This is a genomic window from Pseudomonas sp. NPDC089392 (assembly GCF_044749595.1).
GTDB lineage: Bacteria > Pseudomonadota > Gammaproteobacteria > Pseudomonadales > Pseudomonadaceae > Aquipseudomonas.
Genome location: NZ_JBIVIF010000018.1, coordinates 16,200 through 36,641, shown reverse-complemented (window position 1 = coordinate 36,641; position 20,442 = coordinate 16,200). Strand labels below are relative to the sequence as shown.

The 20,442-nt window shown below is 63.3% G+C and carries 13 protein-coding genes; 3 read left to right on the top strand and 10 right to left on the bottom strand.

The window, feature by feature from the left end; all coding sequences use genetic code 11:
• Window positions 1–148: 148 nt before the first annotated feature.
• Entirely contained in the window at window positions 149–4,429 is a 4,281-nt protein-coding gene (locus ACIP1G_RS16750; protein WP_400738862.1) for a DEAD/DEAH box helicase, read from the bottom strand.
• 245 nt (window positions 4,430–4,674) lie between these two features.
• Here ACIP1G_RS16750 and ACIP1G_RS16745 point away from each other — a divergent pair, with 245 nt between their 5' ends.
• A complete protein-coding gene (locus tag ACIP1G_RS16745; RefSeq protein ID WP_400738859.1) occupies window positions 4,675–5,088 on the top strand; it encodes an NUDIX domain-containing protein in 414 nt (137 codons plus the stop codon).
• Here the strand turns inward: ACIP1G_RS16745 and metR are convergent.
• Entirely contained in the window at window positions 5,072–5,989 is a 918-nt protein-coding gene (gene metR / locus ACIP1G_RS16740) for a transcriptional regulator MetR (protein WP_016488801.1), read from the bottom strand. The two genes, ACIP1G_RS16745 and metR, sit on opposite strands and share 17 nt — an antisense overlap.
• 196 nt (window positions 5,990–6,185) lie before the next feature.
• On the opposite strand from metR, the gene ACIP1G_RS16735 reads away from it, so the two are divergent.
• Entirely contained in the window at window positions 6,186–7,181 is a 996-nt protein-coding gene (locus tag ACIP1G_RS16735; protein WP_400738857.1) for an alpha/beta fold hydrolase, read from the top strand.
• Between the two features lie 117 nt (window positions 7,182–7,298).
• On the opposite strand, the gene ACIP1G_RS16730 is transcribed toward ACIP1G_RS16735, so the two are convergent.
• The 7 genes from ACIP1G_RS16730 to ACIP1G_RS16700 all read right to left on the bottom strand — a co-directional run bounded on the left by ACIP1G_RS16730 (window position 7,299) and on the right by ACIP1G_RS16700 (window position 14,176).
• Window positions 7,299–7,634 (bottom strand): GlpM family protein, encoded by a 336-nt coding sequence (locus tag ACIP1G_RS16730; RefSeq protein ID WP_015271577.1) that lies wholly within the window; start codon window positions 7,632–7,634, stop codon window positions 7,299–7,301.
• A gap of 25 nt (window positions 7,635–7,659) precedes the next feature.
• Window positions 7,660–8,988 carry a sigma-54-dependent transcriptional regulator gene (locus tag ACIP1G_RS16725; RefSeq protein WP_400738854.1) on the bottom strand — a complete coding sequence of 443 codons (1,329 nt, stop codon included), beginning with the start codon at window positions 8,986–8,988 and terminating at the stop codon, window positions 7,660–7,662.
• Entirely contained in the window at window positions 8,985–10,889 is a 1,905-nt protein-coding gene (locus tag ACIP1G_RS16720) for an ATP-binding protein (RefSeq protein ID WP_400738851.1), read from the bottom strand. The genes ACIP1G_RS16725 and ACIP1G_RS16720 overlap by 4 nt, the downstream gene beginning before the upstream one ends.
• A gap of 73 nt (window positions 10,890–10,962) precedes the next feature.
• A complete protein-coding gene (locus tag ACIP1G_RS16715; protein ID WP_060512719.1) occupies window positions 10,963–11,697 on the bottom strand; it encodes an amino acid ABC transporter ATP-binding protein in 735 nt (244 codons plus the stop codon).
• Window positions 11,694–12,365 carry an amino acid ABC transporter permease gene (locus tag ACIP1G_RS16710; protein WP_400738848.1) on the bottom strand — a complete coding sequence of 224 codons (672 nt, stop codon included), beginning with the start codon at window positions 12,363–12,365 and terminating at the stop codon, window positions 11,694–11,696. The genes ACIP1G_RS16715 and ACIP1G_RS16710 overlap by 4 nt, the downstream gene beginning before the upstream one ends.
• Entirely contained in the window at window positions 12,366–13,112 is a 747-nt protein-coding gene (locus ACIP1G_RS16705; RefSeq protein WP_400738846.1) for an amino acid ABC transporter permease, read from the bottom strand.
• A gap of 146 nt (window positions 13,113–13,258) precedes the next feature.
• Window positions 13,259–14,176, bottom strand: coding sequence for a glutamate/aspartate ABC transporter substrate-binding protein (locus tag ACIP1G_RS16700; protein WP_400738843.1), 918 nt, complete (start codon window positions 14,174–14,176; stop codon window positions 13,259–13,261).
• 329 nt (window positions 14,177–14,505) lie between these two features.
• Between ACIP1G_RS16700 and ACIP1G_RS16695 the strand changes: the two genes are divergently transcribed.
• Window positions 14,506–18,681: an NEL-type E3 ubiquitin ligase domain-containing protein gene (locus tag ACIP1G_RS16695; protein ID WP_400738841.1), complete on the top strand. Its 4,176-nt coding sequence runs from the start codon at window positions 14,506–14,508 to the stop codon at window positions 18,679–18,681.
• Between the two features lie 17 nt (window positions 18,682–18,698).
• Here ACIP1G_RS16695 and glpD read toward each other — a convergent pair whose 3' ends face one another.
• A complete protein-coding gene (gene glpD / locus ACIP1G_RS16690; RefSeq protein ID WP_400738838.1) occupies window positions 18,699–20,237 on the bottom strand; it encodes a glycerol-3-phosphate dehydrogenase in 1,539 nt (512 codons plus the stop codon).
• Between the last annotated feature and the right edge of the window lie 205 nt (window positions 20,238–20,442).

Below are 20,442 nucleotides of genomic sequence, written 5' to 3'. Positions count from 1 at the left end.
TGCCGGTTGCTGCAAAATAAAATCGGGGTAGCGAAAATCATTCTCGTTGTAGGAGCGGGTTTACCCGCGAATGCGTCGGTAGCCCTACCATCGCATTCGCGGGTAAACCCGCTCCTACAACGATATGCAGTGCGCTTGGGATTTTCGTTTATACCCAATGCGCGTCGCGCAGCAGCTTCTGCCGCCAGCTTTCCTGCTCTTGTGCCGGCGCCTCGACCAGATACGAATAGCGCCCGGCGACTCGCACCGCCACCGGCACCCCATCGCGATACAGCAGGCGGTTACCAGTCACCGCCGGCACCTTCGCCCCCGGCAGCAACGAGCCGATCAGGTTCAGCGGGTCACTGGCACTGAGCACCACCAGTGCCCCATCCGGCTCGCGCCGACGCACCTGCCGCAGCAACCCCACCGCCTCTGGCAAGGCGAACTGCTCACCGGCCAACCCGGCAATAAAGCGCCCGCCACGAATCTCGCCACGTGCCTCCAGGCGGTGATAGCAGCGCAACAGTTCACGCCACGGCGGCAGCACATCACTCTCGCGTTCAAGCAGCCGCCAGCAAACTACGCCATAGCGCCGTAGCAGGGCCCGGGCTATGTGCTCCAGGCGCTGGCCCTCATCCACTGTGCCCCGGCGCAGCAAGGCCCAGCGCCCGGCATGGGCCATGCTGCTGGACAGTGGTGCGTGGCCGCGCCGGCTAGTGCGTGACGCGCGTTTCGCTGCCGGAGTGATCAAGCTGCGCAGGCCGGTAAAGCTGTCGGCACCTGCAAGCCCGGCGCCTACCAGCTCCTGCAGTGCTGTTTCCAGTTCGCTGGGCAGCAGGTGCGCATCGTGCGTCAGTTCGTCAAAGAACAGCGCGCCATGCGCCTGCAGCACCTCGTGCACGCGTTGCGCTCGCGCACCAAGGCTGTCCAGGGCTGGCGCGGGGGCAAGGCTGCGCCACAGGCTCAGGTGCTCGCGTGGCAGCAGCACCAGCGGCGTGCTCGTCAAGGTATTGCTCGATACGGTTGCGGCCAGCCGGCTCCAGGCGAATTGCCCACTGCGGCAGGCATCGTCAAGCCAATGCGGGCTGTAGTCGTTGATCCGCGCCGGTAGCAGTTCGGCCTCCCAGGCCCCGGCCGCACTGGGGAAACCTTGCAACTGGCCGAGCACCTCGGCCACGGCTTGCGGGCCGAGCAGGCGCGTGTCGCTGGCCAGGTGCTGCCAGTCGAACAGAAAGCGCATGAAGTCTTGCAGGCTGACCGGCTCGATCTCGCGGCGCAGGCGTTTGACTGTGTAGCGGTGGATGCGCGCCAGCAAATGGCGTTCGCACCATTGCAGTTCGGTTGCACCGGGGCTGAAATGCCCGCGCAGCACATAGCCTTCGGCTTCCAGGCGGGCCAGGGCCTGCTCGATGGCCGGCAGCGGCTTGCCCAGCGGTGCGGCAATCTGTGGCGCGGTCAAAGGGCCGTGGCCACTCAGGCGGGCGCGCAACAGTTCGCTCAGCGCAAGGTCCGGGTCGACGGCCTGATCGAAGCCCGGCAGTACCTGCAACGCAGGTTCCAGCCGAGCGCCGGGATACAGCACCAGCAACAGGTTCAACCGCTCACGCGCCAGCCACTGCTGTTCACCGACCAGGCGCAAGGCCCGCCCAGCCTTGGCCAATTGCCGAAGCAGCAGGTCCCAGTTGGCGTTGCCCTGCACTTCGTCCTGGCTGATGGTGCCAAGCCCCATCAACGCCTCGTGCATTTCGTCGGCATTGGCGGGCTGCGGCCAGGCCTCTGCTGCGACTGCGGCGATGGCATCAGCATCCAGCGCGCCAAGGTCATCGTCACTGTGCGCCTCGTTCCAGCGCCGGTTGAGCACGGCCTGGGTGCGCCGCTCTTCCAGCGGTGCATCGTCGAGGAAGGTATACGGCCTGGCATTGAGAATGGCCGAAGCCAGCGGCGAAGGGGCGGGCAGGTCGCGGCACAGCAGGCGCACTGCGCCACTTTCCATGCGCCGCAACAGGGCCAGCCAGCCTTCGCTGTCCATTGCCTCGTGCAGGCAGTCGTCAAGGGTTTGTTCGACCAACGGGTGGTCGGGAATCTGCCGCTCACCGACGATGTTTTCCAGGCAAGCGATCTGGTCAGGGAACACGGCGGCGATCAGGTCTTCGCTTTTCATCCGCTGGATCTGCGGCGCCACCTTGCGCCCGCCGGCAAAGCGCGGCAAGGTCATGGCCACGCCGGCATTCCAGCGCCAGCGTACGCCGAATAGCGGCGCATCGAGCAGGGCCTGGATAAGGATCTGCTCGGCGCTACGGCTGTTCAGGTAGCGCCATACTTCATCGAGCGCGAAGCTATGGCTGGTCGATAGCGACAGCACGATGGCGTCTTCGCTGGCCGCCGCCTGCAATTCGAAATTGAAGGTGCGGCAGAAGCGTTTGCGCAGGGCCAGGCCCCAGGCGCGGTTGATGCGGCTGCCGTAGGGCGAATGGATGATCAGCTGGGTGCCGCCAGACTCATCGAAAAAGCGCTCCATCACCAAGGTGTCTTGCGAGGGCAGGGCGCCGAGCACTTCGCGGGTACGGGCCAGGTAGTCGAGTAACTGGCCGGCGCTGTCTTCGCCCAGTTCAAAAGTACCCTGCAGCCACGCCAGCACCTGGGCCATGTTGCCGCCAGCCAGCGCCAGTTGCTGGTCGATTTGCGCCTGTAGCCGGGCCACCGCAGCGGAAAGCTCGTCACTGCGTCCCGGCGCTTCCCCCAGCCAGAACGGAATGGTCGGCGGCAGGCCATGGGCATCCTCCACCCGTACCCGGCCCGGTTCTACCCGCAGGATGCGATAGGAAGCGTTGCCCAACTGGAAGATGTCGCCGGCGATACTTTCCACGGCAAAGTCTTCGTTGACGCTGCCGATGTTCAGCGCCTGCGGTTCCAGCAACACGGCGTAGTCGGCATTGTCGGGGATGGTGCCGCCGCTGGTCAGGGCCGTCAGCTGGCTGCCACGGCGACCGCGCAAGGTGCCGCTGACTGCATCGCGGTGCAGGTAGGCGCTGCGGATGCCCTGGCGGCCGTTGTAGCCCTCGGCGAGCATGCGCAACAGGGCCTGGTAATGGCGCTGGTCGAGTTCGGCGTAGGGCGTGGCCTGGCGCAGGCAGTCGAACAGCGCTTGTTCGGCCCAGGCCTGGTTGCTGGCTTCGGCAACGATCTGCTGGGCCAGCACGTCCAGTGGGGCCCGTGGGATGTGCAGCTCATCCAGCTCGCCCTGGCGAACGCAGTCGAGCAGGGCCACGCATTCGATCAGCTCGTCGCGTGAGGTGGGGAACAAGCGCCCCTTGGGCACGCCATCGACCTGGTGGCTGGCACGACCGACTCTTTGCAGGAAGGCGGCAATCGAACCCGGCGAGGCGACCTGGCAGACCAGGTCGATATCGCCGATGTCGATGCCCAGTTCCAGCGACGCAGTGGCCACCAGCACCTGCAGCCTGCCGCTTTTCAGCCGTTGCTCCGCATCCAGGCGCAGCTCCTTGGACAGGCTGCCATGGTGTGCGGCAACCGCTTCCTTGCCCAGCCGGTCGCTGAGGTGGCGGGTAATGCGCTCGGCCAGGCGCCGGGTGTTGACGAACACCAGGGTGGTGCGGTGTTCCCGCGCCAGCGCAGCCAGGCGGTCATACACCAAGCCCCAGACATCGGTGGCCATTACCGCGCCCAGCGCCACGGGTGGCACTTCGATAGCCAGGTCACGCTGGCGCGCATGGCCGACATCGACAATGGCGTAGGGGCGTCCGCTACCGACCAGAAACTGCGCCACCCGCTCGACCGGGCGTTGCGTGGCGGACAGGCCGATACGCCGCAGTGGTTGGCTGCACAAGGCCTGCAGGCGCTCCAGGGTCAGGGCCAGGTGGGCGCCGCGCTTGTTGCCGGCCAAGGCATGGATTTCGTCGACGATCACCGTGTGCACATTGGCCAGGCCTTCGCGACCTGAAGCCGAACCCATCAGCACGTAGAGCGATTCAGGGGTGGTCACCAGAATGTGCGGGGCCAGCTTGCGCATGGCGGCACGCTCCTTTTGCGGCGTGTCGCCGGTGCGCACGGCGGTGGTGATGCGTGGGGCATTCAGGCCCTGCTCTGCGAGGGCCTGGCTGATGCCTTCAAGCGGGGCTTGCAGGTTCAGGCGGATGTCGTTGGACAGGGCCTTCAGCGGGGAAACGTAGATCACCTGGGTTTGCGCGGGCAGCTCGCCCTGGTGCTCCAGGCCTTGGTGGAATAGCTCGTCGAGCACGGCCAGGAACGCACTGAGGGTTTTGCCTGAGCCGGTCGGCGCGGCCAGCAGCATAGACTGGCCGGAATGGATCAACGGCCAAGCCTGGGCCTGGGCATCGGTGACCGTGGCGAAATGGCGACGGAACCAGGTGCGTACGGCGGGGTGGAACAGCTCGAGCACCGGGTGGTGTTTGGCGGGCAGGTTCATGAGTTGGTTATGGAGGGCAGCGGACTCTTTGGCAAGGGGCCGTTCGTCTGGCTGGCCAACTATAACCTGTGCCGGCCCTTTCGCGGGTAAACCCGCTCCCACAGGGATCGCACATACCTTCTGGTTTGCGCTCTATTTGTGGGTGCGGGTTCACCCGCGAAGAGGCCGGCACAGGACTGACTGGCCTTGTCAGGCCAGGACCCCCATGGGATCCTCCCCGGCCATTGTTTCCAGCGAGCCCACCCATGCCCAACACCATCCGCATCGCCGCCGCCCTGCTGATCGACCCTCAGGGCCGTACTTTGCTGGTACGCAAGCGCGGCACCGAGGCCTTCATGCAGCCAGGCGGCAAGATCGATGCCGGCGAAACCCCGGTGCAGGCGCTGGTGCGCGAACTGCACGAGGAACTGGGCCTGCATATCGACCCCGCCCAGGCGGTGCACCTGGGCCAGTTCAGCGCCCCAGCCGCCAACGAACCCGGCTTCGAAGTGCAAGCCGAACTGTTCCGTGTCGACAGCGCCGCAGCCGTGGTGCCAGCCGCGGAGATCGAAGAAGTGGTGTGGCTGGCCGCAGACCAGGCACCCGCCATGCAGCTGGCGCCGCTGACCCGCGACCTGATCCTGCCGCTGTACCGCCAGGCGCTCAACGCACCGCGCTGACGCCATCGAGAGTGGCGAACGAGGTGTCCTTGGCAGTCAGCAAAAAGTCGCGCATGTACGGCGCATCGAGCATGTCGGTGCGCACCGCCGCGTAAAGCGTGGCGAACAGGCCTTTCTCACCCAGGCGCTTGCCCTTCACATAGCCGCGCGAGCTGTATTCATGCAATGCCCAGTGCGGCATGCCGCACACGCCACGGCCGCTGGCCACCAGTTGCATCATCATCACTGTCAGCTCCGAGGTGCGCACGGCGGCCGGTTCGATGTCGGCCGGCTCCAGGAAGCGGGTGAAGATGTCCAGGCGGTCGCGCTCCACCGGGTAGGTGATCAGCGTCTGGTCGAGCAGGTCCTGCGGCACCATGTAGGGCTTGCTGGCCAGTGGGTGTTGGTTGGCTACGGCCAGCATCGCCTCATAGGTGAACAGCGGCACATAGGTGATACCGGCCAGGTCCACCGGGTCGGAGGTTACCACCAGGTCCAGATCGCCACGGGCCAGGGCCGGCAGCGGGGCAAAGGCAAAACCGGAGGCCAGGTCCAGCTCAACTTCCGGCCAGGCATCACGGAACTGGTCGATGGTCGGCATCAACCACTGGAAGCAGCTGTGGCATTCGATCGCCATGTGCAGGCGCCCGGCGGTGCCACCGGCCAGGCGCGCGATGTCACGCTCGGCGCCGCGCAACAGCGGCAGGGTGGCGTCGGCCAGTTGCAGCAGGCGCAGCCCGGCACTGGTGAAGCGGATCGGCTTGGTCTTGCGCACGAACAGCGGCAGGCCCAGGCGCTCTTCCAGCTCTTTGAACTGGTGTGACAGCGCCGACTGGGTCAGGTGCAGGCGCTCGGCGGCCTCAACCAGGCTGTCGGCCTCGCGCAGGGCATGAAGGGTTTTCAGGTGACGGATCTCCAGCACGGCTGACTCCGGGGTGTGGACTTATGGAAACAGGGAATGAGTTGAGTTTCCCTCATGTTGCTGCAGCTGTCGACTGGGCGTTCGGCCGCACCGCCTGGCGGGAGTCATCAAACTGTCACTGAACTGTGGCAGCGCGCCCGAACAGAATTCATCAGACTCGCGCTCTACTGGGGATCTGCATTCTGGTGTTTCTTTCATGCGGGCTTTTTGGCTTTTTCTTTTCTTTGTATTCAGCGTACCTGCGAGTTTCGCCGAACAGCGTTGTGACGCCCACATACCGGTGCAGCGCGCCGAACTGGGCGCGGTCAGCCTGGTGTACCAGAGCGTTGGCGCGCCGCGCGACCCAGCCTTGCTGCTGGTCATGGGCCTGGGTGGGCAACTGATCCACTGGCCGGATGATGTGGTCGAGGCGTTGTGCCGCCAGGGCTTTCGCGTGATTCGCTATGACAACCGCGATGTCGGCCTGTCACGCTGGAACCAGGTGCCGCCGTCGGCCAACCTCACGATCGAGCTGCTGCGCTACAAGCTGGGCCTACCGGTGTCTGCGCCTTACACGCTGACTGATATGGCGGATGACGGCTTGCGCTTGATGGACGCCTTGGGTGTGCGCCATTTTCATGTATTAGGCGTGAGCATGGGCGGCATGATTGCCCAGCATCTGGCGGCCATGGCGCCCGAGCGCGTAAGTAGCCTGACACTGGTGATGTCCAGTTCAGGGGCGGCGGGGCTGCCGGCACCGGACCCAGCGCTGGTGCAGTTGCTGGCCCGGCGCAGTGCGCCGAACCGTGAAGTGGCGATCGAGCAGCAGGCCGACTTGCTGGCGGCCCTGGGTAGCCCCGATGTACATGACGACCGTGCGGCATTATTGCACCAGGCGGCCGTGGCCTACGACCGGGCGTTCAACCCGGATGGCGCCAAACGCCAGATCATGGCGATACTGGCCGAACCCAGCCGGGTCGAGTTACTCAATCAACTGCGGGTGCCGACCCTGGTGGTGCATGGCACGGCTGACCCGTTGCTGCCGGTGATGCACGGCGTGCACCTGGCGGCGCACATCCAGGGCAGCCAACTGCGTTTGATCCCGGGGCTGGCGCACCGCTTCCAGGAGCAGTTCAAGGCGCCGCTGCTAGGGGCGGTGCTGCCCTACCTGCAGGCGCATCGGCAGGATGTCACGCATATCGCAGGGCTTTGAAGCGGCGTCGCCTACTTCGCGGGTAAACCCGCTCCCACAGGAATTGCACAGGCCTAAGGCATTGTGGGGTCCCTGTGGGAGCGGGTTTACCCGCGAAGAGGGCCACGCCGATGCCGGTCAGTGCATCCGCACCCACAAGGTCACCAGCACCGTCGCAGCCATCAGCCAGGCTACCGTGGCCAACGCCAACGATGCCTCCAGGCGCATACGGTCGACCAACACATACAGGGTTGCCAGGTACACGAAGTACGGAATGATCGACCACATGCCGAACAAAATGGTGGTCTTCAGGTCGGCAATGCTGCGCCCCTTGCCGACGATGTAGTGGGCAATCAGGGCAAAGGTGGGGAACAGCGGTACCAGCCCGGCGATGTAGTAGTTGCGTGTCTTCGACAGCACCGCCAGCAGCAGTACCACGCCAGCGCCGAGGGCGGCTTTGAATACCAGGTCCACGTTGTCTTTCCAGGTTGGGTTGAAATCAGCCGAGGCCGTACTTTTTCACTTTGTCGAACAGCGTGGTCTTGGCCATCCCCAGCTCCTGGCTGGCCTGGCTCAGGTTGCCGCCAGTGCGTTGCAGGGCATCGCTGAGCAGGTTGCGTTCAAACGCTTCCACCGCCTCGGCAAAGCCCAAGCCCTGGCTGGCGCCGCCGCTAGGGCCTTTCTTGAAGGCTGGCAGGCCCAGGGCGAAGCGTTCGGCAACGTTGCGCAACTCGCGCACGTTGCCCGGCCAGTCGTGAGCCATGAGGCGCGACAGGGTCTGGCTGTCCAGCGTCGGTGCTTCCCGGTCGAAGCGCAGGGCCGACTGCTGCAGGAAGTGTTCGAACAACTGCAAGATGTCTTCGCGGCGCTCGCGTAGCGGCGGCAACTCCAGCGTCACCACGTTCAGCCGGTAATACAGGTCACTGCGGAACTGGCCGCTCTGGCCCATGCTATCGAGGTCGGCCTTGGTCGCGGCAATCACCCGGCAGTCCACGGCAATACTCTGGTTCGAACCCAGCCGCTCCAGGGTGCGCTCCTGCAGCACGCGCAGCAGCTTGATCTGCAGGTTGATCGGCATGCTTTCCACCTCGTCGAGGAAAAGCGTGCCGCCGTTGGCGTGCTCGATCTTGCCGATGCGGCGTTTGCCGGCACCGGTAAAGGCGTTGGCCTCGTGGCCGAAAATCTCGCTTTCGAACAGGTTTTCCGGCAGGCCACCACAGTTCAACGCCACAAATGGCTGGCCCTGGCGGCGGCTGAAGTCGTGCAGGCAGCGGGCGACCAATTCCTTGCCGGTACCGGTCTCGCCTTCGATCAGCACGTTGGCCGAAGTATCGGCAACGTTGGCAATCAGTTCGCGCAGGTGCTCCATGGCCGGCGAGCGACCAATGATGCGCCCCTCCAGGCTGCTTTGTTCGGCCAGTTGCCGGCGCAGGGCCACCACTTCGCGCGACAGCCCGCGCTGTTCCAGGGCGCGGCGCACCACGTCGACCAGGCGCTCGGGGGAGAACGGCTTTTCCATGAAGTCGTAGGCGCCGTTGCGCATGGCGCCCACCGCCATGTCGATATCACCGTGGCCGGTGATCAGCACCACCGGCAGGCTGCGGTCACGGGCCTTGAGGCGGTTGAGCAGTTCCAGGCCATCGATGCCGGGCAGGCGGATATCGCTGACGACGATACCGGCGAAATCGTCGCCGATGCGTTCCAGCGCTTGTTCGGCACTGCCTACACCTTCGCAGGCGATGTCCTCCAGGGCCAGCGCCTGTTGGCAGCCGAGCAGCACATGCGGGTCGTCTTCGACGATCAGGACGGTAAGTGGCGCTTGGTTCATGGGGGCTCTGCCGATTCGCTAGGGGGAGAAACCAGCGGCAGGGCCAGGACGAAGGCCGTGCCGCCAGTGGCGGGGTGCTCGACGTTGAGGCTGCCCTTGGCGGCGGCAGCAAGGCTCGCCGAAAGGGTCAGGCCAAGGCCCAGGCCGTGTTCGCCCGGTTTGGTGGTGAAGAAAGGTTCGAACAGATGCTTGCGCGCCTCGGCGTCGATGCCGTGGCCGTTGTCGCGCACCTGCAAGCGGTACTTGTCGCCTTGCAACTCGCCTTCCAGCCACAGCTCGGGCAGCGGTTGCGCGGCCATGGCGTCTAGGGCGTTGCCGATCAGGTTGACCAGGATCTGCTCCAAGCGGGTCTGATCGATGGCCAGTTGCTGGTCCTCGAACTGGTGGTGCAACTGCAGGTGGCAGGCGCTGATGCGGTTGGCCAGCACTTGCAGGGTGGCCTCCACCGCCTTGGCCAGCGAGGCCTGGCCGCTGTCGTCGCCACGCCGGGCGAACGAGCGCAGGCTGGCGGTGATGCGGCCCATGCGGTCGATCAGGTCGTTCATGGTGCGCAGGTTGGTGCTGGCAGTTTCCAGTGCCCCGCGCTCAAGGAAGCGCACGGTGTTGCCAGACAAGGTACGCAGCGCGGCCAGTGGCTGGTTCAGCTCGTGGGCAATGCTGGTGGACATCTGCCCGATGGCGGCCAGCTTGCCGGCCTGCACCAGCTCATCCTGGGCGTGACGCAGGGTCTGCTCGGCATGCCGGCGTTCGCGGATCTGGCCTTTGAGGCGTTCGTTGCTGGCGCGCAGGTCGGCGGTGCGCTCGGCAATCCGCCGTTCCAGCTGGCTGTTGGCCTCTTCCAGTGCCTCGCGGGCCGCCAGGCGGGTGGCGATGACCTTGCGCCGCTCGTTCCAGGCAATGCCGAGGATCGCCAGCAAGGCGAAGGCCACGGCCACCAGGATACCTTGCACCATGGATTCGCGGCGCAGGTCCTGCAGCGGGGTGAGCAGGGTGAAGTGCCAGGGGGTATCGGCCAGGCGCCGGGTCTGGGCCAGGTAGGCCACTTCGCGGGCCTTGCCCTGTGCGGTTTCGCTGTTGGCCGGGAAGGTCAGTTTTTCCACGCCATCAGCCAGGGTTTCCCGGGCCAGGGGCTGCAGCTCGTTCAGCGGCCACCAGTAATACTGCAGGCTGCGCGCCAGGCGCTCCTTGATCTGCGGGGTCAGCGGGCGCACCGATTTCAGGCGCCGGGCGGGGTCGCTGGAGAGGATAATGATGCCGTTCTCGTCGCTGACGAACGCCTCCAGGCGGGCACGCTGCCAGCGCTCCTCAAGGGTGTCCAGGCGCACTTTGATCACCGCCACGCCAATGATCTTGCCGTGTTCTTCCAGGCCGTGGGCCAGGTAGTAGCCGGCCTCGCCGGTGGTGCTGCCAATACCGTAGAAGCGCCCAGGCTCGCCGCGCACTGCAGTCTGGAAATAGGCGCGGAACGACAGGTCTTCACCGAGGAACGAATCGGCATCACGCCAGTTGCTGGTGGCCTGCACCCGGCCATTGGTGTCGAGCACGAAGATGGCCCGGCTGCGGCTGCGCCGGTTCAGGCCCTCCAGGTATTCGTTGACCGTCTGGCGCGAACCGCCATCCGGGTCGGTGAGCAGGTGCGAGACGCTGTCTTCCAGCTCCAGCAGGCTGGGCAGGTAGGTGTACTTGCTGATTTCGCTTTCGACCGTGCGCGCGTGCAGCTCCAGCTGGCGCTCGCCGTTTTCGCTGAGGGTGCGGATGCCGTTGCTCTCGCTGATCAGGTAGCCAGCCATGCCCAAGCCGACCATCAGCAGGATGATCAGAGGCGGCAACAACAATTGGCGGAGCAGGCGGGATTTCACGGCAGGCTTGGCAGGGAGAAGAAGCGAAGGGTCGCATTTCATCACAGTGGCCTTGTCACGACCAGCGCCTGCTGCCCGAAAGGGCAGCGGCGCCGACCGGTTCAGTGAGGCAAAATCAGTGTTGCAGGATCTTGCTGAGGAAGTGCTGGGTACGTTCGTGGCGGGCGCTCGGGTCGCCGAAGAAGGCTTCTTTCTGGCAGTCCTCGATGATGTTGCCCTTGTCCATGAAGATCACGCGGTTGGCCACTTTGCGGGCGAAGCCCATTTCGTGGGTCACGCACATCATGGTCATGCCTTCGTGGGCCAGCTCGACCATCACGTCCAGTACTTCGTTGACCATTTCCGGGTCCAGTGCCGAGGTCGGTTCGTCGAACAGCATGACGATCGGGTCCATCGACAGGGCGCGGGCGATGGCCACGCGCTGCTGCTGGCCGCCAGACAATTGGCCGGGGTGCTTCTTGGCATGGGCGCTGAGGCCGACGCGATCGAGCAGGGCCAGGCCCTTCTTGGTCGCTTCGGCTTCGCTGCGGCCAAGTACCTTGCGCTGGGCGATGGTCAGGTTCTCGGTGATCGACAGGTGCGGGAACAGCTCGAAATGCTGGAACACCATGCCTACCCGCGAACGCAGCTTGGGCAGGTTGGTCTTGGGGTCGGCAATCGAGGTGCCATCGACCACGATGTCACCTTTCTGGAACGGTTCCAGCGCGTTGACGCACTTGATCAGGGTGGACTTGCCCGAGCCCGACGGGCCGCAGACCACCACCACTTCACCCTTCTTCACCTCGGTGGTGCAGTCGGTGAGCACCTGGAAGTCGCCGTACCACTTGTTGACGTTCTTGATGGAAATCATACGGTGATCCTTTTTTGCAGGCGCTTGACCAGCCACGAAGCGGAGAAGCTGATGAGGAAGTACACGACACCGGCGAAGATCAGGAACTCATGGGAGCGCCCGATGATGTCGCCGTTGGAGCGTGCCGAGTTGAGGAAGTCCACCAGGCCCACGGTGTACACCAGCGAGGTGTCCTGGAACAGGATGATGCTCTGTTGCAGCAGCAGCGGGGTCATCTTGCGGAAAGCCTGGGGCAGGATGATCAGGCGCATGGTCTGGCTGTAGGTCATGCCCAGGGCTTGGGCGGCGCCCATCTGGCCCTTGGAGATCGACTGCACGCCGGCGCGGACGATTTCGCAGAAATAGGCGGCCTCGAACATCATGAACGCCACCACGCACGAAGTGAAGGCACCCACCGGGGTGTCCTCGCCGGTGATCCAGCGCAGCACGAACGGCACCGCCAGGTAGAACCAGGTGATTACCAGCAGCAGCGGGATCGAGCGGAAGTAGTTGACGTAGGCACCGGCCACACGCGACAGCAGCTTGCTCGATGACAGGCGCATCAGGGCCAGGATGGTCCCCAGCACGATGCCGCCGACCACGCCCATGACCATCAGCTGCAGGGTCATGACCATGCCTTCCCACAGGGCAGGCAGGGCCGGGATGATTTCGCTGAAATCCATGTCCATTTACTTGCCCCCCACGGAGATCAGGCCAGGCACGGCGACTTTCTTCTCGACCATGCGCATCAGCAGCATCAGGCCCATGTTCAGGGTGAAGTAGATCAGCGTGGCCAGGGTGAAGGCCTCGAACAGGTTGGCCGAGAACTCGGCGGTTTGCTTGGTCTGCGCCAGCAGCTCCATCAGGCCGATCAACGACGCTACCGAGGAGTTCTTGAACACGTTCAGGAATTCCGAGGTGAGCGGCGGAATGATGATCCGGTAGGCTTGCGGCAGCAGCACGTTGGTGTAGATCTGCGGCAGGCTGAAGCCCATGGCACGGGCGGCGGCTTCCTGGCCACGCGGCAGCGCCTGGATACCGGTACGCACTTGTTCACAGACGCGGGCGGCGGTGAACAGGCCCAGGCAGATGACCACGCTGATCAGCGCCGAGGTGGTCGGGTTGAGGTCTTGCTTGAACCATTCCTGCAGGCCTTCGGGCAGCAGGTCGGGCACCAGGAAGTACCAGATGAACAGCTGCACCAGCAGCGGCACGTTGCGGAACAGCTCCACATAGGCGGTGGCGATGCCGGATACCATACGGTTCGGCACAGTACGCATCACACCCAGCACCGAGCCCAGCAGCAAGGCGATGATCCAGGCAGAAATGGCGATGGCGATGGTCCAGCCCAGACCGGTGACGTACCAGTCCAGATAGGTCTCGCTGCCCACGCCGGTGGACTTGAAGAATACGCCCCAGTCCCAGTTGTAATTCATCGGGATTTCCCCTCAGACGGTTGTTTCACGGGCACCTTCGAGCATCCAAGGGCGCTGGGCGCCCTCGGATGAAAGGGTAGACACTAATACGTGGCCTGTCGGTTCGATCGTGCGCGGATGCGCACCAGGCCACTATTTGCCGGAGGTCAGGACTTCTTCTCGTCCGCCGCCTTGTCGGTCGGCTCGGCGATCAGCTTTTTCAACTCGTCGCTCATCTTGAACTGCAGGTTCAGGCCCTTTGGCGGGATCGGTTGCTGGAACCACTTGTCGTAGCTCTTCTGCACTTCGCCGGACTTGTAGTAAGCGACGATGGCGTCATCGACCGCCTTCTTGAAGGCCGCGTCATCCTTGCGCACCATGCAGCCGTAGATTTCGTACGACTGCGGGGTACCGGTGATGACCCAGTCCGACGGCTTGCGCGCCTTGGCCATTTCGCCGGCGAGCAGGGCGTCGTCCATCATGAAGGCCACGGCGCGGCCGCTTTCGAGCATGTTGAAGGCTTCACCGTGGTCCTTGGCGGAAATCACGTTCATCTTCATCTGCTTGTCGGCGTTCATTGCCTTGAGCAGGCGCTCTGAGGTGGTGCCGGCGGTGGTCACGACGTTCTTGCCGGCCAGGTCAGGGAAGTCCTTGTACGCAGGTTGACCGTCCTTGACCTTGGTTAGCAGACGGGTACCGACTTCAAAGATGCCCACGGTGAAACCGACTTGCTGCTGGCGTTCGACGTTGTTGGTGGTAGAGCCGCACTCCAGGTCGACGGTGCCGTTCTGCACCAGCGGGATGCGGGTCTGGGAGGTGACCAGGTTGTACTTGACCTTGATGTCGGTACCCAGTTGCTTCTTCAGGGCATCGACGACAGCCAGCTGGATGTCATGCGAATAACCCACGGGCTCAGGTTTGCCGGCCAGGTAGGAAAACGGGATGGAGGAGTCGCGGTGGCCCAGGGTGATGGTGCCCGAATCCTTGATCTTCTTCAGGGTGCCGGTCAGTTCTTCGGCCATGGCCGGCGAAGCGATCACAGCGGCCGCGATGGCGGCGCCCAGCAATTGACGAACGATACGCATCAAATTTTCCTCGACGTGTTTGTTTTTTTTATGGAGCCGTTGGCGGACTCTTTCGTTCAACGAATACAGCAAGAAGCGAGTGCATTCGGCTACCAAGTGTAGAGCATGAGTCGTGCCAAGCTCTGGTATCGATCATAACGCCCCGAAATTGCAGGGTATTAAAGTTTTTTGACGATACCTGTACTGAGTGTTTCGGACGGATTTCCGAATGAATAGCTGCTGGTTGTTCGGAAATTCGAATGAGGGTGCGCTGACTCGGTCGCGATCTATTTACCGCAGCTGCAAACGGTGCGGATGGTGTTGTAGTGCTTTCACAGGAAGCACTCATCATGACGACCCACTCTTTGCCCGCGCATGACTCGATCGATCACTTGATTGCCCAAGGGTTGCCTGACTGGATGAAAGTACCCGCCACCGATCAGGCTGACGCGCAACGCAAGCACACTGAGCTGAGCGCTTATCATCGTGCACTACGTGCCCAGCAGGAATGCGCGGAGCGCTTGAACAACCTGCTGGGGGCAATCCCTTCCCTTGAAGCCTTCGCGGCCCCACGGCTCAAGCAGGCACTGGCAGACGCCGGGCTTGCCAACATCGATCCTTTTACCCGATTCGTGGTGATCTCCCAGGAGCTTCACTATCGCTCGGTTGGCAACAAGTTCAACCTGCCGTATCGCGTAATCCATTCCCGACAGACCCTGCTGGCAGCTGCCTTGCACAACTTTCACGAGGACGAGACCGAGTCATCGATATTTCGCGTGGCCCGGCTGGAAAACGCGCACAAAGCGGTGCTGCCCATGGCTTTCGAGCGCTTTGCGAAATTGTGCCGGCAACTGGATCTGGGGGGGGCTTATCAACAGCTTCTTGCGGGCGTGCTGGCGCCCAAGGGCAGGCCTGATCTTCCTGAAGGCAATGGACGTCGGGAGGTCGAAAAGCTGTTTCAGGACAACCTGCGCGCGCGCCTGGAGGCAGCGGTACACGAAGCGCGGATCAAAGGTGAACTTGACCGGCCTCTGTACCAGCGGCTGTTGCCGCTGTTCACCGCCAAGTCGCCTGAAGACGCGTTGCGTAGTGGCATCTCTGCGCGCCAGTTATACCTGCTGGGTAAACCGGTGATCGGCGTGGTAACCCTGCGGATCCATGCGCAGGAGGGGGGCGCGCAGGCGGTAGTCGCCTGGATACCCGACGATCCGCAGGGTGCACTGACGGTGCATGATTCGTGGGACAGTCTGTACGCGGTACTGGGCCGCCGATTGCACCAGCCGGAGTTTCGCCGATTTTTCACCCGTTTCATCAAGGAGCGGGACCGAGTGGCCTTCTATTCCACACTGGCGGCATTACTGCGGCGCAGTACTTCGCCAGGCGCTCTGCAACTGGATGGGCGCAACCTGGCGATCGACAAGACGTGCTTCTCCCATGTGCGAGAGCTCCAGATCGCCAAGATCTACGATGATGCACGTTGTCTGGCCGTGCCCACCGGTGATGAAGACATGAGTGACCGGCAGCATCGGTTGGAGGCCATGATCGCTGCCGGTTTCGACTTGCTTGGCCTGATCGGGATGTTCATTCCCGTAATCGGTGATTTGATGCTGGTGGTGAGCGCAGTTCAGGTCGTCGACGAGATCTATGAGGGCTTTCAGGATTGGCGCCTGGGTGACCGCCAGGGGGCGCTGGATCACGCGATCGGGGTGGCGGCCAGCCTTGTCCTGTTCACCGCTACTTCCACGGTGGTGCCAGTCCTGAGCCGGCGCTTGTTCATCGATGGCCTTACCCCCGTGGTCAGCGGCACCACGCTGAAGCTGGCCAACAGCCCTCTTGCCGCGCAGGAGCAAACCAGCCTTGCAGCATTGATGGAGAGCTTGCAGGGCCGTTTGCCCGATGACCTGCTGGAAACGGAGGCACGTACCCTGCTCGATGTGACCGGCATGAGCGAAGCGCAATTGCGCCGGTTGTCTGTGGAGCAGGCCCCGCCCTCGGCCAGGTTGCTCGATAACTGGCAGCGATTCATGGCCTACCGGGATGACCCGACCCTTGCTGTCGAGGCGCTTGAGGCGCAGTTGACCAGCTCGGATGACAGCGTGACCCACGGGCAAGTCTCGTTGATGAACACCTTTGGCGGATTGACGGTCCGTGGCGCCAGGCAGGTGCTCGAGCAGTCGTCCTCCGTTCACGTGGAGCAGTTGCTCAAGACCGGGCGTGCATCGCTGGCCATGGCAGAGCGCGCTCGGCGTTATGCCCAGGACAGTCGTATCGACAGGGCATGTCTGGGCATTCGCTTGCGTGAGGCGGTGAACAGCGATACCGAGCGATTGGTGCTGCGGCTGATCGAGCGCAAGCTACCGTGGCCTGACGATCTGCGCATCGAGTTGCGCGACGGCAGCCCGCAAGGCTTGTTGTTGCTCTCGAGCGGCCTTGACGGTGCGACCCGCGTCAAGACCATAGTCAGGGACCAACGGCGTTACCGACTGGCCGACGGGCTGGATGATACGGGGGTAGGGCTGTCGTGGCTCGCGGCAGTCAATCAGTGCCTGGACGATACCCAGAAAGCCGCTGCTGGTAATTCGCGGCTATCGCTTGAGCAGCTACGCGACTGGTTGCTTGCCAGCGCCAGTGCTGATCGCGACCAGGCTGCCGAACTGGTCGGTATCGTGCGTCACGGCGTGGGCGTACGGCCCCCGCAGCGGTTTGCTGATGGTCGATTGGGTTTTGCCTTGAGCGGGGGCGGAGAAAGCAGTCACCAGGCAATCCGGCGAGGCATTCATCAGATTTTTCCGACCTTGAGTGATTTGCAGCTGCAAGCCTACATGGATGCCGTGCGCCAGCGCGGGGAAAACCTGTGGGATCATTACCAGATGCTGCAGCGCCAGCTCACCGATCTGCGCGAAGCCCTTCGGCAGTGGCAAGGCGAATGGCAGTCGCCCGTTGACGCAATCCGGCGTCGGCGTGTTGCCGACGTGCTACGCCGCAGTTGGCGACGCAAGCTGGTGGATGTCAATGAACAGTACGAGCTTGTGATCGATGGTGAGCATGTAGATGCGTTGCCTTCGCTACCAGCGGACATTGACTTCGTTCATGTGCGACGGCTGACTTTGCGCAACATGGGATTGCAAGTGATCGACGCAGCGTTTCTGAGCCGCTTTCCCAACCTGATCGATCTGGACCTGAGCGGTAACCGGCTCACCCAGATTCCTGAGGGCATTGAAGGTTTGACCCAGCTCAGGCGTGTCACCCTGGGGAACAATCAAATCTCGCTGGACGCCGCCGGTAACGCGCGGCTATCCAGCTTGCACCGCCTTGATACCCTGGTCTTGAGTTTCAACCCGCTCAACGGTATTCCTGACCTGTCGGGGCTGCCGAATATCCGTGACTTGCGGTTGCGCTCAACGGGGCAGGTCAGCCTTGACCAGCTTCACGAGAGCGTGGTGCTCAGGGCGCATGTCGACCTGCGGGACAATCGGATCAGTGAACTGCAGCATGAAATGCACGATTTGCGCCTGCGCCTGCAGCGCTTGTCTCTGCATGACAATCCGCTGAGCGAACGCAGCGCGCGACGCCTCGATGCCGCGCGCGGCGTGACGGCCACGGGTGAGCAGGGCAGTGCATTGCATGTCCATCAGTCTGTTGATGCTGACACTCGTGCCGCCTGGGTTGCACACCGGGATGGCACATTGCGTAGCGAGCGTGGCCTGGCATGGGATCGCTTGGTGGAGGAACCAGGGTCGGAAGGACTGTTTCGGTTTCTGGCCGATTTTTCCAGCAGTGAAGATTTCGAACGCCATCCCAGCCATTACCGCGAACGAATCTGGCGAATCCTGAGTGCTTGCGAGCATAACGAGGCGTTGCGCGAACAATTGTTCAGAGAGGCCGATGCGCCTCGCAGCTGCCAGGACCGCCTGTTGCTCATGCTTAACCAGCTCGAGGTCGGCATACTGGTGCACCTGGGCGTCGAGGGCGTGCCTGCGGCCGCCAGGGAAGGACGCCTGTTGCGACTAGGGCGCCAATTGCACCGCTTGGACCTGCTCGATGAAATTGCCAACCAGCATGTACAGGCAATGCGCAGGGCTGATGTCGAGGCTGTCGATGAGATCGAAGTCCGGCTGCTCTACCGTTCGAGGCTGGCCGGCGTACTCGAGCTGCCGGTGCAGCCCGACGAAATGCATTACGCGTTTTTTGCCCATGTCTCCGTCGCTGACCTGACCCAGGCGGAAATGCAAGTGCTACGGGCTGATACGACTGCGGCGATGCTGGACTCGTTAAGCGAGCGGCCTTTTTGGCAGCATTACTTGCGTGAGGCCTACCCAGCCCGTTTCGAGGCGCTGGCCATTCCGTTCCATGACCGCCTGGAGCGCTTGGAGACGCAGGCCAGGGATGGTCAGGAAGGTGGCTATGCTGCACGCGCCTCGGCGTTGATGAACGAACATGCGCTGGAGGAGCAAGCGCTGATGCGTATCCTCACCACGGAGGCGTGGGCGCGTGCGTCTGGCCAGGGCAGTAGCGATGCACAGTAAGCACTCGGGCTTGACGGTCAGGCTACCTTGGCAGAGGAGTGCCTTGTCGCGCTCGACTGCAGATAGTCCCGCAGTGCCTGTTGTTCGCCAGCACTGGTGAACAGGCCCAGCTTGGTGCGGCGCCAGAGGATATCCTCGGCGTCGCGCGCCCATTCCTCACGGCACAGGTAGTCCACTTCACGGCCGAACAGGCCAGCGCCGATGGCTTGCCCCAGATCATCAGGCCCATTGACCCCTTCCAGCAGTTGCCACACACGACTGCCGTAGGTCAGCACCCAGCGCTTGGCGATGTCCACCGGCAGCCAGCCGTGACGAGCCAGCAGTTTATCCACCAGCGCTTGTACGCTGTCCAGCTGCTCGCCACCCGGCAACGGCGCGCTGGCGGTCCAGCTGCCGCTCATTTGCGGGAAATGTGGCTTGAGTTCGGCCATGGCCGACTCGGCCAACTTGCGGTAGGTGGTCAGTTTGCCGCCGAACACTGACAGCAACGGCGCCTGGCCTGCACTGGCGGATAGCGCCAGGGTGTAGTCGCGAGTGACGGCCGAGGGGTTGTCCGATTCGTCGTTGCACAGCGGGCGAACCCCCGAATAGGTATGAACGATGTCGTTGCGACCGATTTGATGGTTGAAGTGTTCGTTGACTACTTTCAGCAGATAGTCGGTCTCTTGCTCGGTAATCGCCACCTTCGCCGGGTCGCCGCTGTATTCGCGGTCGGTGGTACCGATCAGGGTGAAACGCTCCAGATACGGAATGCAGAAGACGATACGCTGGTCTTCGTTCTGCAGGATGTAGGCGTGTTCGCCTTCGTACAGGCGCGGCACGATGATGTGGCTGCCCTGGATCAAGCGGATGCCATAAGGCGCATCGAGCTTCAGGTCATCTTTGATGAAGCTGGCGACCCACGGCCCGGCGGCGTTGACCAGGGCGCGTGCACGAATGCTTTGCAGGCTGCCATCGGCATGCTGCAGGTCCACCTGCCACAGCCCATCTACACGCTCGGCGCGCAAGCAGCGGGTGCGGGTGTGAATGTGCGCGCCGTGCTCGCGGGCGGCCATGGCGTTGAGTACCACCAGGCGGGCGTCATCCACGGCGCAGTCGGCGTATTCGAAACCGCGGGTGATCGCAGCTTTGAGCGGGTAGCCCGGGCGAAAGTGCAGGCTGCGCGAGGCGCCCAGGCGCTTGCGCTTGCCCAGGTGGTCATACAGGAACAGGCCGGCGCGGATCACCCAGGCCGGGCGCAGGTGCGGGCGGTGCGGCAGCACGAAGCGCATCGGCTTGACGATGTGTGGTGCCTTGGCCAGCAGCACTTCACGCTCGGCCAGCGCTTCACGGACCAGGCGGAATTCGTAGTGCTCCAGGTAGCGCAGGCCGCCATGGATCAGCTTGCTGCTGGCAGAGGAGGTGTGCTGGGCCAGGTCGTCCTTCTCGCAGAGGAATACCTTGAGGCCTCGCCCGGCGGCGTCGGCAGCGATGCCCACGCCATTGATGCCGCCGCCGATCACGGCGAGGTCATAGCAGTCGGCGGGTGGGAGCTGGGACGAAACGGGTTGGGACACGGGCAAGGCCTCCTGGGGCTGTTCACATCGAATATGAACATTGATGTTCGTTTCCGAAAATACTAGCGCAACAGAAAGCCGGTCGCCAGTCAGTCTTTATAGAAAAAACTGATTGGATGACAATGAAATGAACATTTTCGAAAATTTTGGGTGGTCAGGGGCGGGGAGATTGGGGAGATTGGGGAGATTGGGGTGATTGGGTTGA

Bases quoted from the DNA above. Each gene is read 5' to 3' on its own strand.
- ACIP1G_RS16750 (WP_400738862.1), bottom strand. From the start codon at position 4,429: ATGAACCTGCCCGCCAAACACCACCCGGTGCTCGAGCTGTTCCACCCC.
- ACIP1G_RS16745 (WP_400738859.1), top strand. From the start codon at position 4,675: ATGCCCAACACCATCCGCATCGCCGCCGCCCTGCTGATCGACCCTCAG.
- ACIP1G_RS16735 (WP_400738857.1), top strand. From the start codon at position 6,186: ATGCGGGCTTTTTGGCTTTTTCTTTTCTTTGTATTCAGCGTACCTGCG.
- ACIP1G_RS16725 (WP_400738854.1), bottom strand. From the start codon at position 8,988: ATGAACCAAGCGCCACTTACCGTCCTGATCGTCGAAGACGACCCGCAT.
- ACIP1G_RS16720 (WP_400738851.1), bottom strand. From the start codon at position 10,889: ATGAAATGCGACCCTTCGCTTCTTCTCCCTGCCAAGCCTGCCGTGAAA.
- ACIP1G_RS16715 (WP_060512719.1), bottom strand. From the start codon at position 11,697: ATGATTTCCATCAAGAACGTCAACAAGTGGTACGGCGACTTCCAGGTG.
- ACIP1G_RS16710 (WP_400738848.1), bottom strand. From the start codon at position 12,365: ATGGACATGGATTTCAGCGAAATCATCCCGGCCCTGCCTGCCCTGTGG.
- ACIP1G_RS16705 (WP_400738846.1), bottom strand. From the start codon at position 13,112: ATGAATTACAACTGGGACTGGGGCGTATTCTTCAAGTCCACCGGCGTG.
- ACIP1G_RS16700 (WP_400738843.1), bottom strand. From the start codon at position 14,176: ATGCGTATCGTTCGTCAATTGCTGGGCGCCGCCATCGCGGCCGCTGTG.
- ACIP1G_RS16695 (WP_400738841.1), top strand. From the start codon at position 14,506: ATGACGACCCACTCTTTGCCCGCGCATGACTCGATCGATCACTTGATT.